General features: G+C 69.8%; 10 protein-coding genes and 1 pseudogene. 4 read left to right on the forward strand and 7 right to left on the reverse strand.

Annotated elements, in window-relative coordinates; genetic code table 11:
• Positions 1-17: 17 nt before the first annotated feature.
• Complete coding sequence (locus ACFY16_RS09080) at positions 18-545, reverse strand: transglutaminase-like domain-containing protein (RefSeq protein WP_390646442.1); 528 nt, start codon at positions 543-545, stop codon at positions 18-20.
• A 414-nt stretch (positions 546-959) separates the two neighbouring features.
• Between ACFY16_RS09080 and ACFY16_RS09085 the strand changes: the two genes are divergently transcribed.
• Complete coding sequence (locus ACFY16_RS09085) at positions 960-1469, forward strand: DUF6879 family protein (RefSeq protein ID WP_390646443.1); 510 nt, start codon at positions 960-962, stop codon at positions 1467-1469.
• A gap of 23 nt (positions 1470-1492) precedes the next feature.
• The gene (locus ACFY16_RS09090; RefSeq protein WP_390646695.1) at positions 1493-2299 is read left to right on the forward strand and encodes a helix-turn-helix domain-containing protein; all 807 of its coding nucleotides are present in this window, start codon (positions 1493-1495) and stop codon (positions 2297-2299) included.
• A 718-nt stretch (positions 2300-3017) separates the two neighbouring features.
• Here ACFY16_RS09090 and ACFY16_RS09095 read toward each other — a convergent pair.
• Positions 3018-3602: a recombinase family protein gene (locus tag ACFY16_RS09095; protein WP_390646444.1), complete on the reverse strand. Its 585-nt coding sequence runs from the start codon at positions 3600-3602 to the stop codon at positions 3018-3020.
• A gap of 245 nt (positions 3603-3847) precedes the next feature.
• On the opposite strand from ACFY16_RS09095, the gene ACFY16_RS09100 reads away from it, so the two are divergent.
• Positions 3848-4588, forward strand: coding sequence for a class I SAM-dependent DNA methyltransferase (locus ACFY16_RS09100; RefSeq protein ID WP_390646696.1), 741 nt, complete (start codon positions 3848-3850; stop codon positions 4586-4588).
• Between the two features lie 1208 nt (positions 4589-5796).
• Here ACFY16_RS09100 and ACFY16_RS09105 read toward each other — a convergent pair.
• Positions 5797-7482 (reverse strand): recombinase family protein, encoded by a 1686-nt coding sequence (locus ACFY16_RS09105; protein ID WP_390646445.1) that lies wholly within the window; start codon positions 7480-7482, stop codon positions 5797-5799.
• A gap of 47 nt (positions 7483-7529) precedes the next feature.
• Between ACFY16_RS09105 and ACFY16_RS09110 the strand changes: the two are divergent.
• Positions 7530-7625, forward strand: a pseudogene (locus ACFY16_RS09110) (NrdH-redoxin); the annotation flags it as partial.
• 67 nt (positions 7626-7692) lie between these two features.
• On the opposite strand, the gene nudC reads toward ACFY16_RS09110, so the two are convergent.
• The 4 genes from nudC to ACFY16_RS09130 form a co-directional block, all read right to left on the reverse strand.
• On the reverse strand, positions 7693-8649 hold the full coding sequence (gene nudC / locus ACFY16_RS09115; RefSeq protein ID WP_390646446.1) for an NAD(+) diphosphatase: 957 nt from the start codon (positions 8647-8649) through the stop codon (positions 7693-7695).
• A gap of 144 nt (positions 8650-8793) precedes the next feature.
• The gene (locus tag ACFY16_RS09120; RefSeq protein WP_390646447.1) at positions 8794-10197 is read right to left on the reverse strand and encodes a dipeptidase; all 1404 of its coding nucleotides are present in this window, start codon (positions 10195-10197) and stop codon (positions 8794-8796) included.
• A 10-nt stretch (positions 10198-10207) separates the two neighbouring features.
• Complete coding sequence (locus tag ACFY16_RS09125) at positions 10208-13714, reverse strand: UvrD-helicase domain-containing protein (protein WP_390646448.1); 3507 nt, start codon at positions 13712-13714, stop codon at positions 10208-10210.
• 120 nt (positions 13715-13834) lie between these two features.
• Positions 13835-17224: an ATP-dependent helicase gene (locus ACFY16_RS09130; protein ID WP_390646449.1), complete on the reverse strand. Its 3390-nt coding sequence runs from the start codon at positions 17222-17224 to the stop codon at positions 13835-13837.
• Positions 17225-17506: the final 282 nt, after the last annotated feature.

The raw sequence follows: 17506 nt of genomic DNA on the forward strand, positions 1-17506 counted from the left end.
CCCTTGCGGTACTGCGCTCAAGCCTCACCGCCTGTCAGGAACTCGTCCTCGGCAAGGTCCTCGGGACGCGGTACGTACCCGTGGTCGAGGTGCTCGGTATCGACGCGCACCCATCGCCGCTCGTCGGCCTGCCAGTACTCGGTGATCCAGTGGTCGGCGCCACGCCCCTCCAGGAAGCACATGCCGAACCCGCATCGGGCTCTGGCCGCGATCCCGCGCAGGCGTAGCAGCGCACAGGCCAGGGTGACGAAGTGTCGGCAGGTACCCACGATCCTCTCTTCAGGCTCTCGGGGTTGGTGGAGCGGGGCCGGACTGAGCGCGGTCAGTGCCGCGATCAGCTTGTTGACCGGCCGTAGATTCTTCTCCGCGAACCGATGTTCCGGGACTCCCAGCGTCGAGGCGTCACCCGGCTGGATGACCAGGCGCTGCACAGCTGCACAGATACGAACGGGATCGTTCGGTAGCTCCTCTGCGAGTCTCACCTGTGCGGGTTCCAGATGGGTGAGCGGACCGGTCTGGGAGTAATCGAGCAAGTGAGTGGCCATGGTCGCGAATGGTATGGGGAGGCGTGCCGCTGCGAGCCCCAATGGCCCAGAGACATCGTCAGCTACGGTCGGAGGCAACAGCCTCCGGGCCCCCACATCGAAGGCACAAATCAGATGGCTTTCCCGTTCTGGAAAGCCCGGCATCTTGACCATGCTGCCCGCAGGGCAGAAGCATCGAACGCGGCAAGGACCGTCGATGTGAGGGCGAAGCCATGGGTGCACCACTGCGGAAGCTGTCTGGAGATCCAGAGTGCAAGAACGGCACGTGTCCGACGCTTTGGGGTACGGACGATGGCAAGGACTTCGTAGTGCAGGGCTACGTGGTCACCGCCCCTGAGCGGCTGGCGCAACTCAACCTCCCCGAGGGCGAGACGGCCGTCATGGTCCCGGCCGCAGTGCTTGAGGAGTACTTCAGTGCTCGCAGGTGAGGAGTTCGGCCGTCTCTTCGAGACCTTCGAGCGGACGGCGTTCCGGCTGGAGACGCTCGACGTGTACGACGTGGAAGAGGAGCAGGACGAAATCGCGCGGTTTCTCGCGGGCGAGGACATGGGCCCGGAGTGGGATGACAACCCATGGGTGCGCTCGATGACCGACAAGGGCAAGAGCGTGTCCCGCGTTCATGCCCTGCGCTCCCCTCTGACCGATTACCTGCGTTACGAGCTGTCGTCTTACCCCGGCAACATCAAGGCCGGGGAGTCCATCGGGATCATCGACCTTGCCGAGGAGGGAGTGACCGGCCTGCCCGATCACGACTTCTGGCTCTTCGACGACCGCAACGTGTACCGCATGCACTACACCCCCGAGGGCAAGTTCATCGGCGGTGAACTCCTGCCTGCCGAACGGCTCGCGGAGTACCAGGGTTACCGCGACTTGGCGCTCACTCGCGCCGTGCCGTTCGCGGTCTACTGGGAGCGGCATCACTGACCACGGAGTCGATCGGGAAAGCCCTGCGGGCACTGCGGGAAGCATCGGGACTGACCGGTGACGCGGTAGCCCGCAGGGCTTCCATGTCCGCAGGGAAGCTCTCGAAGATCGAGAACGGCCGGACCCTGCCCACGGTTCAGGACGTCGACCTGATCCTGTCCGCGCTCGGCGTCTCGGACGCAGTGAAGGAGCAGTTCCTTGCAACTGCCCGAGCTGAGGTCACCGAGGCCACAGCGTGGCGCCTGCTGCGCCGTATGGGCCCGTGGAAGCACCAGAACACCATCAAGGCCATCGAGGCCAACACAGCCGCTCTCAGGCTGTTTCAGGGGCAACTCATCCCCGGACTCCTCCAGACACCGGAGTACGCCACGGCGGTGTTCTCCCTGCCTCCAGCTTTGCCGGCCGAGACCAGGGCTCGGACGGTGGCAGCGAGGATGGAGCGGCAGGCGACGCTCTACGAAGACGGCCGGTCGTTCTACTTCGTGATCTGTGAGCACGTCCTACGGTGGCTGATCTGCGAGCCAGCCGTCACGGCCATCCAGCTCGACCGGCTTGTGTCCCTGTCCCGGCTTCCCAGCGTGACCGTTGGGGTGGTGCCCCTGGCCGGTCGGATGCCGGACTTCCCCATGACGTGCTTCAGCATCCACGACGACCGGCTTGTCATCGTCGAGACGTTCCACTCGGAGATCACGACACGGGACCCCAGGGACATTCAGACGTACGTCGACACCTTCGAGCGGTTCGCCGACGTGGCTCTCTACGGCGACGACATGCGCGCCCTCGTCGAGAGCATCCGAGACGAGTTCTTGCCTCAACAGGAAAGAGGGTAGGGACGCCGGGCCAGAGCCCCAAGGATGGATCGCAGCGAGATCCATGCGGGGAGGCCGTACGGGATGAGTACACCGAAGACGACGATGACGGGGCCGGTGCACCTGAGAGCGCCAGTCCCGGAGCCGGACCCTGTGGCAGGTTGCGGCGTATGCCTCGGCATCGCTGTGACTCGGACCAGCGCCCGATCGGTCGGGGGCTACTCGAAGGTGTCCGACGCAAACGTCGTTCTCCGTACGCACCTTCGGGAAGAACACGGGGCCGAGTGATGGTGCGCTCCGTCATGCGGTACGTGAAGCATCGGATCACGCAGCACCCAGACACTGACGTGACCTTCGAAGCGGAGTGCCTTCACTGCAAGTGGACGGCCACGCCCGCGACGGACGGCGCGGCGGTCGACGTGGAGTGCATGAGCCACACAGGCCGGAGCGGACACAAGGGGTTCCGGCGTGTCTGTACGTCGTTCGCGATGGTGGTGCGGGACGAGTGACCGACTGGCCCCCGGCGCTCTGAGGGAAGGCGAGCACCACGACCGAGGTGCGCCGGAAGGGGGGGAGCGGTTCGAGCGCTCTGCACCCCCTGTGCCTGCCTCTGTCGACTCCCCCCCGTGGTCGGCAGGGGCAGGCATCGTTACGCCTGTCGGACGGCGTCAGACACCCACGTATGACAGCGGCCCACGGCGTAAGTCGAGGGCCTGTCGGAAGGCGCTGTGCGCCTGTCTCAGGCGCTCTCTCCGAGGTGGCGGTAGAGGGTGGCTCGGGAGATCCCGAGTGCCTTGGCGATGGCGCTCACGCTCTCGCCCTTGGCCTTCCTGGCACGGGCCACGGTGAGCACGTCCTCATCGACCACAGTCGGGCGTCCGCCGGTACGCCCCTGCGCCTTGGCTGCGTCCAGTCCGGCACGGGTGCGCTCCTTGATGAGGCTGCGCTCAAACTCCGCCATGGCCCCGACCACCTGAAGCATGAGACGGCCGTCGGCCGTAGCGGGGTCGATGTTGGCCAGTGCACCCGTGAGCACCTTGAACCCGATGCCCCGCTCTCGAAGGGTGTCGACCATGGTCACAAGGTCGATGAGCGACCGGGCGAAGCGGTCGAGCTTCCAGACACACAGGGTGTCGCCGGGTCTGGCGTAGTCCAGTGCGGCCGTGAGCTCTGGCCGGTTGGTGTTCTTGCCGGATGCCTTGTCCTCGAAGATCCGGGCGCAGCCTGCGGCCGTCAGTGCGTCGCGCTGCAACTGCGCTTCCTGGTCATCGGTGGAGACGCGGGCGTATCCGATGAGCTGACCGGTGATCGTGTTCGTCGTCATGACCGGGACCGTCTCAGAACTCGTCTCAATACGTCAAGTCCGAGACGGAAGTTTCGAGACGGGTTTTGAACAGTGCTGCGCCCCCTTCTGGGGCGCTTGCTGTCTCGTCTCACAAACCTTGGTTTTCGAGACGCCTGTTACTGGTGACGCTGCGCCACCGTCGAAGCTGCGACTGCGACGGGGCATCTGTCATGACCGGCGAAATTCACGCGCGCCGCGACGAGCTGCCCCAGTACGGTCTGGCGATGGACGATCAGGACGGTTACTTCGGAGAGCGTGTTGCGGCGGCCTACGACGAGTCGTCAGGGGACATGTTCAAGCCGGGCGTCATCGACGAGACGGTCGGCTTTCTGGCGGGCCTGGCCGATGGTGGCCGGGCCCTTGAACTGGGCATCGGGACAGGACGCATCGCGTTGCCGCTGGCACAACACGGAGTCCAGGTCCACGGCATCGACCTGTCCCGAGCGATGGTTGCCCGGATGCGTGCCAAGCCAGGCGGTGACGCGATCGGCGTCACGATCGGCGACTTCGCGACGACGAGAGTAGACGGGACGTTCTCCGTCGCATACCTGCTCTTCAACACGATCATGAATCTGACGACGCAGGCGGAGCAGGTCGCCTGTTTCCGCAACGCCGCCGCTCACCTGGAACCCGGAGGCTGTTTCGTCATCGAGGTCCTGATCCCCGAGCTGCGAAGGCTCCCAGCCGGGCAGAACGTCGTGCCCTACCACGTGAGCCCGACGCGGTGGGCCTTCGACATCTACGACGTCGCCACCCAGGCAACGAGTTCGAACTACATCGAGGTCGTCGACGGCCGCGGCGAGTACAGATCCATTCCCTTCCGGTATGTGTGGCCGTCGGAACTCGATCTGATGGCCCAGCTCGCCGGACTGCGGCTGCGCGAGCGGTGGGACGGATGGACACGGGAAGCCTTCACAAGCGAGAGCCGTCAACATGTCTCGGTCTGGGAGAAACCCTCCGACTGACCATCAACCGGGCGCCCTCTCGCGTCCAGAGTCGAGAACAACGAAGCGCCGACGGCTCCCCTCAGCAGCCAGTGCCGGAAACGCAGACTCAAGGGGGTGGGGTATGACCGCTTGAGCCTGGTAAGAGGGACCGCCGTGTCTTACCGGCTCAAATCCTGCCACGGTTTCAGGGCCCTTCAGGGTGGCCTATACTCCAGCCGGCTGCGGCGTAGCGCCTGGTCAAAGGCTTGTGCTGCCTCGTTGGCGACGGCGAAGGAGTGCACAGAACGAAGCCTTGCGTCCTTGCCTGTGGGGCGCGGCAGCGCCCCCCTGGGCTTGCTCCTGTCGGCCCCTGCGGGGCCGCTCTGCCGTAGAGGCTTCGGACTGTGGCGGCCGTCCGGCCGCCCATGCTGCCTACCGCTTCGCCGGTGCCTGCCTCTTGGGGCGCTGCCGCGCCCCTACTTCGCTTGCCGTAGGTCGAAGGTGCTTCCCTCTGTCGACCCCTTCGAGGCCGCAACTGTAAGGACAAAAAGAAGAGAGAGGAGGCGAACGTTTCCGCAGGTCAGTGACCATGCCGCTACACGTACGGCGTGTGCTGGCTACACCTGCGGTGTGTGGTCACCGGTCCTGATGAGCGCGGCACGGTACCGGCGCACCCTTCCCCTTCTGGAAGAGGTGAGGGGGAAGGACAAGGCAAGCGGCCCCCGACCAGGGCGAGACAAGGCCAAACCTCTTGGCTCGGTTGACCGCGTTGGTCGTGCTCTGGTCGGACAGGGGGTTGCCCTCCTTGCCCAGCAGAGAGGCCAGCTTCCCAGGGTCGAAGGCTGCATGACCCTGGCGGTCGGCCCAGCCCAGCGCAGCGAAGTGCACTCGGTAGGCGAGCGGGTGCCAGGGTTCTTGCGACATACGCCGGTACTCGCGCTGGGAGACTCCACCCCACGGGCGGTCATGACCGAAGCTGATGGCCACTGGTTGCGGCTCCTTCCTGTGAGGCGCACACGGGTGCGCCAGCGACCCCCGCCGGATGGCGGGACATGTGTCTCCCTTCTTCGCGGGGGTGGCCGTGCGGAGGGCACAGCGCTTCACAGGTGGGCGCCCAAGGCTTCGGGGCCTGGACTCGGTCTCGTGCAGTCGGGAGCGACGGCGGCGACCTGGCCCGGCATCGTACAACATGGCGAAACGGGAAAGGCCCCCTTGATCGGGGGCCTTCCTCGCTTGCCCAACCTGCGTCAGGCGGTAGCCGAGACTTTCTCGGCTACCTCTGCTCCCTTTGCTTGCTGCGCCGCCCGTTCCGCTTCGAAGTCCTCCCAACGGCTGACGATCTCCCACTCCGCCCCCGTAAGCGACTTCGGCTTCTCGTACGGCTTGCCCGGCAACGAGATCGGCGTGATCGGTGAGAGCACCTGAGAAGACTTGGAGGGCACGTCCCAGTACGCGATGCCCTGCTGCTTGAGGTTCTCGATCAGGTCACCGGGATCAATGGCCAGGACGTCATGCCCAAAGTGCGCCTTGACCTTGTGCTTCTTCAGCCATTCACGCCGTTCATCGACACTCGACCGCTCCCACCACTCCGCGTAGCCCTCGCCCGTACCCGTCCACACGGTCACCGGCTTCGGCCCCTCCTCACTGGTGACCTTCTCCCGGTCCTGGGCAAGGCTGGCAACTTGCGAGCCGTACGCGACGGCACTGATCTCGCCCTGCTGAAGTTCCTTCAGGAGCTGGTTCATCCTGCCGTCGATCACGGCGAGCTTCGCCGCACGGCTGTCGTCGATGGTCGTCTTCGACTCCATCCGCTCCAGGTGACCGACCTCGCCCAACAGGGCCGACTCCAGCCAGGGGTACAAGTCCTCTGCCCAGAACCTCTGCTTCGGGCAAGCCGGGATGCCCTTGGTCTTGTTGCCGTGACAGCGGTACCGCTCGCGCTTGCCCTTGGCCGGGTCGCCCTTCACGAAGTACAGGGAGCTGCCGCACAGCATGCAGAACGTCACGCCCACGGTCGGCGACGTAGAGCCCTTCTGTTTCTTGTACTTGACCGAGGCGACGGCGTCCGACAGCTTCGCCCACTCCTCCTCGTTCAGCACCGGCTCAGACCGCATGACAGGGGTTCCGTCGTCGTTGCGGACCACAGATCCGTTGGCGCGTACGTACTCCCCGAGCAGGGAACGGCTGACGAGTACGGCTTGCACTGTGGTCGGCGTCCACCTGGCCCCCCGAGGCTTCGGGTCCGCCAGCCGAGTCGTGCTCTCGCCTGCCGCCGCGCGGATGCGAGCGATGTCCTGAGCCGTGGGCACGCCTTGCTCGTTCAACCAGTCGGCAACGGCCGAGAAGCTTGGCTTGTCGATGAAGCGCCGGATCATCTCGATCAGCGTCGGGCCGTACTCAGGGTCGAGTTCCAGGGTGAAGCCCGCGTCGCCCTTCACCGCTCTGCGTCCGAACGGGACAAGGCCGCCGGGCCAGCGGCCGGTCTTCCGCATGGTCTCCCGGGAAGCCTTGTTGCGGGCCTTGATGGCGTCCAGCTCGGCCTCTGCCACCACGGCCAGGATCTTGGCGATGGTCTTGCCCCACGGCTTCGAGAGGTCGAATCCCTCCTCGCAGGAGATGAGGCCCTTACCGTTCGCCTCGCACCACTCAATGATGTCCGAGAGATGGCGGACCGACCGCGCGATGCGGTCGATCTTCAGGATGATGATGTGGTCGAACTGATCCTTCTTGTTGTTGAGCCAGTCCCCCAGGGACGGACGCACCCACGGCGAGATGGACGCCGACACGTCGATGTCGACCGCAAAGTCGACCAGCTCCATTTCCTCCGCGTCGGCCCGCTTGGTGATGCGGGTCCGCTGCGTTTCCTCGCCGGTCTGGTTCTCGTTGCCTACAGACAGACGGACCACGCCAAGCGCCCTGGGCTTCTCGCTCACCCTTGCCCCTCCCCGTTACATGGGCGGCCTCCCCTGGCCGTCAGGAGGGAAGTCTACAGACCGTCCCGACCGTGCTGTTCCCGGACGGTTCGACGCTCACGAACCCGTCGCTGGCGCAGGTGAAGCAGAAGATCGGCGCGTAACCGCTCCGCTGTGGTCAGAAGGGCGGTCCCTGAGGTGTCTCAGGGACCGCCCTTCTTGTGTCCTGTCTCACACGAAGCTTCGCGTCGGCAGCGGCTTGCCGTACCAGAGCTCGATCAGGCGGGCGGCGATCGAGATGCCGTACGGGGGCAGTACCTCGCCGGACTCGAAGGCGGCGGCCAGTTCGTCACGGGAGAACCAGCGGGCCTCGTGGATCTCGTCGCCGTCGACGTCGATCGCGGTCGACGTGGCGCGGGCCATGAAGCCCAGCATGAGGCTGGACGGGAACGGCCAGGGCTGGCTGGCGACGTACTCGACCTGGCCGACGGCGATGCCGACCTCCTCGTGGACCTCGCGGCGCACGGACTGTTCGATGGACTCGCCGGGCTCGACGAAGCCGGCCAGCGTCGAGAAGCGGCCTTCGGGCCAGTGGACCTGACGGCCGAGAAGGATGCGGTCGTCCCCGTCGGTGACCGCCATGATCACGGCGGGGTCGGTGCGCGGGTAGTGCTCGGCGCCACAGGCCGGACAGCGGCGGATGTGCCCGGCCGCGGCGATCACCGTGCGCTCCCCGCAGCGGGAGCAGAAGCGGTGCAGGCGCTGCCAGTTCTCCAGGGCGACCGCGTGCACCATCAGGCCCGCGTCCCGGGGTGACAGCAGCAGGCCGGCTTCGCGCAGGCCCGCGGGGCGCGCGGACTGGTCGATGCGGCCGGGCAGGGCGTCCTTCTGGAGGGCGAAGTAGCTGACGCCGTCCTCGTCGGTGCCCAGGAAGTAACGGTGCGCCTCGGTGAGGGGGGCCTCGAAGGAGGGCGTCATGACGATCTCGGTCCGGCCGTCGGGTGTCTCGTCGATGAGGACCTGGCCGCCGGAGACCACGAAACAGCGGGTCGTGGGGTGGCTCCATGCCGCCGCGAGCCAGGCCTCGTCGAGCCGGTGGTGGGCGGCCCGGTCGATGCCGCTGGGCGCGGTGAGCGAGATGGGTCGGTGGGCGGTGTGGTCGGTCCAGGTGGTCACAGGTGCTTCCATCTCCCCCGGTGGAACGGTTCGTTTCGGCGGGCGGTTCAGCGGGACGTAGGGCAAGGGGTGACCGGGTCCGGCGGGACTTTTCGGTGCGGGGCGGTTCCTTCAGTGTGCCCCGCACGCAGGCCCGTTCCGGGCGGCGTGGGGCGGTCAGGGCGCATGGCGCCAGTTGTCCGCGAGGTCGCCCCACAGGTACGCGCTGGTTTCGACGCCCTTGAGGAGCAGATCGAGCTCGACCTTCTCGTTCGGGGCGTGCCATCCGTCGGACGGGACGGAGATGCCGAGGAAGAGCACGGGGGCGCCGAGGACTTCCTGGAGGTCGGCGGCCGGTCCCGAGCCACCCTCACGGGTGAAGCGGACGGGCTTGTCGAAGGCACGGCCCATGGCGCGCGCCACGGACTGCAGGGCGGGGTGGTCCAGCGGTGTGAGGCACGGGCGCGTGGCCGCACCGAACGTGATCTCGTACCGGATCCCGGCGGGCACCTGCTCGGCGGCCCAGGCGCGGACTGCCTTCTCGATGTGGTCCGGGTCCTGGCCCGCGACCAGCCGGAACGAAAGCTTCACCAGCGCTGTGGACGGGATGATCGTCTTGCTGCCAGGGCCCTGGTAGCCGCCGCCGATGCCGTTGACCTCGGCGGTGGGGCGGGCCCAGATGCGCTCCAGGGTGGTGTGCCCGGCCTCGCCGTGGAGGGCGTACGACTTGGCGGTGCGCAGCCACCGCTGCTCGTCGAAGGGGAGCTCGGCGAAGAGCTCACGCTCACGGTCGGTGAGTTCGACGATGCCGTCGTAGAAACCGGGGACCGCCACGCGTGCGTGCTCGTCGTGCAGGGCGGCGACCAGACGGGCCGCGGCGGTGGCCGGGTTGGGCACGGCGCCGCCGAAGGAGCCGGAGTGGATGTCCTGGTCGGGTCCGTACAGCCGGATCTCGCATTCGGCGAGGCCGCGCATGCCGGTGCACACCGTGGGGGTGTCCTCGGCCCACATGCCCGTGTCGGAGACGATCACGGCGTCGGTGGAGAGCCGGCCCGCGTGTTCCTCGACGAGGGCGCGGAAGTGCGGGGAGCCGGACTCCTCCTCGCCCTCGATCAGCAGCTTGAGGTTGACGGCCGGGGCGGTCCGGCCGGTGGCGGCGAGGTGGGCACGGACGCCGAGTGTGTGGAAGAACACCTGGCCCTTGTCGTCGGCCGCCCCGCGCGCGTAGAGGCGGTTTTCGCGGACGACGGGTTCGAAGGGCTCGCTGTCCCAGCCGTCCTCGCGGGCGGCGGGTTGCACGTCGTGGTGGCCGTAGACGAGGACCGTGGGCGCCTCGGGGTCCTCGGAGGGCCACTCGGCGTAGACGGCCGGGGCGCCCGCGGTCTCCCAGACCTCGGTGGTGGGGAAGCCGGTCTCCTGGAGCTTCGCGGCGAGCCAGTCGGCGCTGCGCCGTACATCGGGCGCGTGGTCGGGCTGGGCCGACACGGACGGGATGCGCAGCCACTCGGCGAGGGCTTCGAGGAAGGCGGCGCGGTGGTGCTGGATGTACGTGTGGACGGCGCTGTCCGGGGTCAGGCTCATGGTCACGAGCCTATCGGCACTCAGTGACATCCTCGCTGGGCCGTTCGTCACATGACGGCTCCTCCAGCAGCAGGCGCTCCAGTGCGGCCCGGTCGGGCAGGTCGTCCGGGCGTACGATCTCGCCGTCGCGCACGTACAGGAAGGCGGCCGTGACCGACTCCAGGGGCACGCCCTGCTGCTCGGCCCAGGCCAGCCGGTAGAGGGCCAGCTGGAGCGGGTCGGCGGTGCGGGTGCGGCTGGTCTTCCAGTCGACGATCTCGTACGTCGTCGCGTCGCCGTCGCTCTGCTCGTAGACGGCGTCGATACGGCCCCGGACCACGCGTCCGCCGATCGCGAGCTGGAAGGGGGTCTCGACGCGGTAGGGCGTGCGGTGCGCGTACGCGGTGCGCTCGAAGGCGTCCTTGAGTTCCTGGAGGTCTCGTTCGTCGGCGATCTCGGCGTCGCTGCCGGGCAGGTCCTCCGGTTCCAGCATGGGCAGCGTCAGCTCCTCGAAGCGTGCCTCCACCCAGGCGTGGAAACGGGTGCCCCGGCGCGCGGCCGGTTGTGGGGGGCGTGGCATGGGGCGCGCGAGTTCCTGGGCGAATCCGTCCGGGTCGGCGGCCAGGTGCAGCAGCTGGGACGCGGTCAGTGTCATGGGCAGTGGAACGTCCCTGACGCTCTGGCGGGCGCGCAGGAGCTCATCGGTGAGCGCTCCGAGGTCGCGGTCCCAGGAGGCGACGGTACGGGCTTCCTCGGGGGTGAGGGGGTGGTGCTCGGGGGTCCGGCCGTGCTCGGCCGGTGCGGGGTGCGGGCGGGCGCCCATGTGCGGCACCGCGCGCGCCGCGCTCTCCGGGGCGGTCGCCTGGTGCGGGACCGTCGGACGGTCCGTGGCCAACGACTCCCAGTCCGGGGCGTCCTCGTCGAAGGGGTCGCTCTCCTCGAAGGGCGGTTCGTCGTCCTCCGGCGGCGCGGGCCAGTCCGGGTCGTCGAAGGTGTCGGGATCGTGAGCGGCCGCGGGGTGACCGTCCTCGTGGGAGGCCAGGGCCTCCAGGTGGGCCAGAACCGTCTCGGCGGCCGCGCGGCGGCGGGCGAGGGCTGCGTCGTCCAGGGGCAGGGGCCAGACCTGGTCGGCGGTCGCCAGGTGCAGGGCCGGGTTCTCCTCGCCCTCCTCGGGCTCGTCCGCCCATGCCTCGATCTCGCCGTGTCCGGCCGCGCAGTGGTCGTAAAGGGCCTGGAGGAAGTCGGAGGGGCCGCGGGGCTTCTTCTGGGTGGGGCCCCACCAGTGGCCGGAGCCGAGGAGCAGGGAGCGGGGGCGGGTGAAGGTGACGTAGCCGAGGCGGAGTTCCTCGGTGTGCTGGTGCTCCTTCATGGCCTCGTGGAAGGCCTTCATGCTCCGGGAGTCCCAGGACTCGATGTCGGGCAGGGTGTCGGCGTCGCCGCGCAGCCCGTGCGGCAGCACCTTGCCCTGAGCGGTCCACTTCTCGCGGCCCTGGGTGCTGGGGAAGGTGCCTGTGACCAGGCCGGGGACGGCGACAACGTCCCACTCCAGGCCCTTGGACCTGTGCGCGGTGAGCACCTTGACGGTGTTCTCACCTCCGGGGAGGGCGTTGTCGAGGCCCTTCTCGTACTGGGCGGCGGTGCGCAGGAAGCCGAGGAAGGCCAGCAGCGTGGCCCCGCCGTCGCCCGCGGCGAAGGAGGCGGCGACGTCGAGGAAGTTCGACAGGGTCTCTCGACGGCGGGCGGCCAGGGCGTGCGGGGACGCCGACAGCTCCACCTCCAGGCCGGTGACGGCGAGGACGCGGTGCAGGACGTCCATGAGCGGGTCGGACAGGGAGCGGCGCAGGTCGCGCAGTTCGGCGGCCAGGCGGGCGAACCGTACGCGCGCGTCGGGCGAGAAGGGCAGCCCGTCGTCGTCCCCCGCGCCGTTCAGCGGCGTCTCCAGGAACGTGTCGAGGGCGTCCGCGAGCGATATCACCTCGGACGGGTCTACCCCCTCGACGGCCTCGGCGAGCCGGCGGTCGGGATCGTCCTCGTCGCCCACGCGCGTGTGGGCGACGAGGAGCCGGGCGCGTCGTCCCAGGAGTGCCAGGTCGCGCGGGCCGATGCGCCAGCGCGGGCCGGTCAGCAGGCGGACCAGGGAGGCGTTGGCGCCGGGGTCCTGGAGGACCTCGCAGACGGCGACGAGGTCGGCGACCTCGGGCAGGTGCAGCAGCCCGGACAGGCCGACCACCTCCACGGGGACGTCCCGGGCGACCAGGGCGCCCTGGATCTCCGCGAAGTCGGTGGCCGTACGGCACAGGACGGCGATCTCACCGGGTGTTGTTCCCGTCCGGACGAGGTGGGCGACGGAGTCGGCGATCCAGTCGATCTCCTCGGTGTGGGTGCGCAGCAGGGCGCAGCGGACCATGCCGTCGCGTTCGGCGCCGGGTGCCGGGCGGAGGGCCTCCACGCCCGCGTGCATGGCGCGCAGGGGCTCGGCGAGTCCGTTGGCGAGGTCGAGGAGGCGGCCGCCACTGCGGCGGTTCTCACTGAGTGCCCGGCGGGTGGCGGGGCGGCCGTCGGTGTGGGCGAAGTGTTCGGGGAAGTCGTCGAGGTTGGCGACGGAGGCGCCGCGCCAGCCGTAGATCGCCTGACAGGGGTCGCCGACGGCGGTCACCGGGTGGCCCGTGCCGCCGCCGAACAGACCCGCGAGCAGGATGCGCTGGGCGACGGATGTGTCCTGGTACTCGTCGAGGAGCACCACGCGGAATTCGTCGCGCAGGATGCGGCCCACCTCAGGGAGCTGGGCGAGCTGTGCCGCGAGGGCGATCTGGTCGCCGAAGTCGAGCAGGTCGCGCTCGCGCTTGGCGGCGCGGTAGCGCAGGACGAGGCCGGCGAGTTCGCGGCGGGCGGCCGCCGTGTCGGGGAGCTTGCGCAGCTCGGCGTTGGTGAGTTTGGCGCTCTCCAGGGCGCGTAGCAGTTCGGCGTCCCACGCGCGCAGGTCCTCGGGCCGTACGAGGTGCTCGGCGAGCTCGCCGTCGAGGGCGAGGAGGTCGCTGACCAGGTCGGGGAAGGACCGGGTGAGTGCCGGGTAGGGGCCGGGGGCCTCGCGCAGGACGCGCGCGGCGAGCTGGTAGCGGGTGGCGTCGGCGAGGAGGCGGGCGGTCGGTTCGAGCCCGATGCGCAGACCGTGGTCGGTCAGGAGGCGGCCGGCGAAGGAGTGGTACGTGGAGATCACGGGCTCGCCCGGGGGGTTGTCCGGGTCGATGACGTCGGGGTCGGTGACGCCTGCCTTGATGAGTGCCTTGCGGACGCGTTCGGCGAGTTCGCCGGCGGCCTTGTTGGTGAAGGTCAGGCCGAGGACCTGCTCGGGGGCGACCTGGCCGGTGCCGACCAGCCACACGACGCGTGCGGCCATCACCGTCGTCTTGCCCGATCCGGCTCCGGCCACGATGACCTGCGGGGCGGGCGGCGCAACGATGCAGGCCGTCTGCTCCGGGGTGAACGGGATGCCGAGGAGCTCCTTGAGCTGCTCGGGGTCGGTGATGCGGGCGGGCATGTCGGAGAGGCTAGCCGCGGTCACTGACAGTCGGTGCCCGATCTCCGCTCGGGGATGGGAGAAGCGCAGGTCAGCACGTGTGGTGCGGTGTATCACAACGGCCGTGAGCGATCACGCGGGTCACTCGACCACGTGTCGTCCCTCGGGGCGCGCGCTGCACGAGGCTTGGAAGGAACAGTGCGTGCAGTGCTGGCCGGCGGTGGGGGTGAAGCGTTCGTCGAGGACCTTGCCGGCGGCCGTGGCCAGCAGGTCGCCGACCCACTCGCCCTCCGGTCCCTCCAGGGGCTCCTGCGCCTGCACCTTGGGCAGGGTCTCGCCGCCGTCGCGCTTCGCGGCGCCTTGGCGCAGCTGGACGAGTTCGGCGCCGCCCGGCTCGGGGCGTGCTCCGTCGAAGGCGTCGTCGACGGCACCCTCGCTGACGGCGAGCTGGTAGACGGCGAGCTGGGGATGGCGGGCCACCTCCGCCGCGCTGGGCGCCTGTTTGCCGGTCTTGAAGTCGACGACGTAGGCGCGGCCCTCGGCGTCCGTCTCGACGCGGTCCATCTGGCCACGAATGCGCACCTCGTAGTCGCCCGCTCCGAGGGTGACGTCGAAGTCGTGCTCGCTCGTCACGGGCGTACGTCCGGCGCGGTCCATGACGTGCCATTTCAGGAAGCGTTCGAGCGCCACGCGTGCGTTGTCCTTCTCCTGCGCCGATTTCCAGGGTGCGTCGAAGGCGAGCGCGTTCCACACGGAGTCGAGGCGCTCCATGAGGACGGCGAGGTCGGCCGGCGTGTGCCCGGAGGCGACCTCGTCGGCGAGGACGTGCACGACGTTGCCGAAGCCCTGGGCGGCGGTCGCGGGCGTGTCGGCCTTCACCTCGCGGCCCAGGAACCACTGGAGGGCGCAGGTGTTGGCGAGCTGGTCGAGGGCGCTGCCGGACAGCACGACGGGCTGGTCGCGGTTGCGCAGCGGCACCTTGCTCTCGGTCGGCTCGAACATGCCCCACCAGCGGTAGGGGTGCGCGGACGGCACCAGCGGGCGGCCGTCCTCGTCGGCGAGGGCGGCGAGCCGGGCCAGACGGCGGGCAGCGGCCTCCCTGAGTGCCTGCGAGACGCGCGGGTCGACCGTGGTGGCACGCAGTTCGGCGACGAGTGCGGCGACGGACAGCGGGCGGCGGGGGCGGCCCGTGACGTCCTTGGGCTCCACGCCGAGTTCGGTGAGGAAGCGGGAGGGCTGGTCGCCGTCGTCGGCGGGGGCCTTCACGGCGGTGACGACAAGGCGTTCACGCGCGCGTGTGGCGGCCACGTAGAACAGCCGGCGCTCCTCGGCCAGCAGTGCGCCCGGGGTGAGCGGTTCGGCGAGTCCGTCGCGGCCGATGCGGTCGGCCTCCAGCAGGGAGCCGCGGCGGCGCAGGTCGGGCCACAGCCCCTCCTGGACTCCGGCCACGACGACCAGCCGCCACTGCAGGCCCTTGGAGCGGTGCGCGGTCATCAGGCGGACGGCGTCGGGGCGCACGGCGCGGCGCGTGAGCGTGTCGGCGGCGATGTCCTCGGCTTCGATCTCTTCCAGGAAGTTCAGGGCGCCCAGGCCCCCGGTGCGCTGCTCGGCGCGCATGGCGGTCGCGAACAGCGCGCACACGGCGTCCAGGTCCCGGTCGGCGTTGCGGCCGGCCGCGCCGCCGCGCCGTGCGGACCGCTCCAGGCGCGTGGGCCATGGCGTGCCCTCCCACAGGTCCCACAGCGCCTCCTCGGCGCTGCCACCGCCCGCGAGGCGTTCTCGGGCTTTCCTGAGCAGCGCGCCGAGGCGCTGGGCGCCGCGCGCGTACGCCGGGTCGTGCGCGACCAGTCGCTCGGGCTCGGCGAGCGCCCGCGCCAGCAGTTCGTCGGAGGGCGGCGGCACAGGGTTGCCCGCGGCCCGTTCCTCCTCGCGCAGGGCCCGTCCGAGGCGGCGCAGGTCGGCGGCGTCCATCCCGGCGAGGGGGGAAGTGAGCAGGGTCAGGGCGGCTTCGGTGTCGAGCCAACAGGTGTCCGGCTCCGACCGCCGCTCCGGCTCCCACCCTGATTCCGGCTCCGGTGCCCGCTCCGGCTCCGGCTCTTGAGAGTCGTCCATGCGGCCGCCCTCGCCATGCCCCGTGGCTTCCGCCGTCGCCACCGCCCGTAGCGCCGTCAGCAACGGCGCCACCGCCGGTTCGTGTCGCAGCGGCAGGTCAAAGCCGTCGATGTCGAGCGGCACGCCGGCGGCCGTGAGGGTGCGGCGGACGGACGGGATGACGCGGGACCCGGCACGCACCAGGACAGCCATCTCGCCCCACGGAACACCGTCCTCCAGGTGCGCTCTGCGGAGGATGTCGGCGATGTTGTCCAGCTCCGTGCCAGGCGTCGGATACGTGTAGACCTCGACGCGCCCGCCCTCGTGGACCGGCGTGAGCTCGCGGTGGGAACGTACCTTCTCCGCCGGAAGGCGGGTCAGCGGCATGCGCCGGGTCAGCAGCCGGGTGGCGGCCAGCAGTGCGGCACCGGAGCGGCGGGAGGTGCGCAGGACCTCGACGGGGGCGGGGCGGCCGTCGGAGCGTGGGAAGGCCTGCGGGAAGTCGAGGATGCCGTTCAGGTCCGCGCCCCGGAAGGCGTAGATCGACTGGTCGGGGTCGCCGAAGGCGACAAGGGTGCGGCCGCCGCCGGCGAGGGCGTGCAGCAGCCGCAGCTGGGCGGGGTCGGTGTCCTGGTACTCGTCCACGAAGACGGCGTCGTACTGGGCGGCGAGCCGGCCGGCGACCTCGGGACGGCGGGCGAGCAGCACCGCGCGGTGGACCAGTTCCGCGTAGTCGAGCACGCCCTGGAGGTCGAGGACGTCGAGGTACTCGGCGAGGAAGGCGGCCGCGGCCCGCCAGTCGGGGCGGCCGATACGGCGAGCGAAGGCCTCCAGGGCTTCGGGGCCCAGGCCCAGTTCACGGCTGCGGGCGAGGACCGCGCGGACCTCGTCGGCGAAGCCACGGGTGGTCAGACAGGCACGCAGTTCGTCCGGCCAGCGCACATGGGCGAGGCCGAGGCGTTCCAGGTCGAGCTGGCCGGCGAGCAGTTCGCGGACGGCGACGTCCTGCTCGGGGCCGGACAGCAGTCGCAGCGGCTCCACGAAGAGGTCGCTGTCCTGGTGGGCGCGGATCAGGGCGTAGCAGAACGAGTGGAAGGTGGTCGCCTGCGGCGCGTTCGCGGCGCCGGTGCGCAGCGCCATGCGGTCGCGCAGGTCGACGGCGGCCTTGCGGCTGAACGTCAGTACCAGGATCCGTGCGGGGTCGCCGCCCCGGGCGACGCGGTCCGCCACGGACTCGACGAGGGTGGTGGTCTTGCCGGTGCCCGGCCCCGCGAGGACGAGCAGCGGGCCGCTCCTGTGGTCAACCACGGCGCGCTGTGCGGCGTCCAGACGAGGGGGATCCAGTCGGGCCGGCGGGGTACGTACCAGTCGGTAAGCGCCACGACTCCCCTCCCGCACCTGGGGGTGCGGCAGGCGCCTGGTGGAGGAAGAGGAGCTCACGTGGTTCGCCGGTCCTGGTGGGTGTGCTGGGGGCTGTCACTGCCGGCGCGGAGCGCCGTCGTCGAGGAAGTGGTCGTCGAGAAAGGGGAAGTGGTCGTCGGGTCACGGGCAGGCGGGCCGCCGCATGTGGAGGGCGGCGACCGCGGGCTGAGGGGGACGCGTGCAGCCGACGCTACGCCGACCCATGCTGTGGAAGCAGGGCTTCCCCTTCTTCCCGCACAGCGCTCACGGCCCATGCGCCACGCATGTCCCTCGCCTCACGAACGTACGGCATGCCACAGG

Source organism: Streptomyces sp. NPDC001315, from assembly GCF_042896175.1.
In the GTDB taxonomy this organism is placed as follows: domain Bacteria; phylum Actinomycetota; class Actinomycetes; order Streptomycetales; family Streptomycetaceae; genus Streptomyces.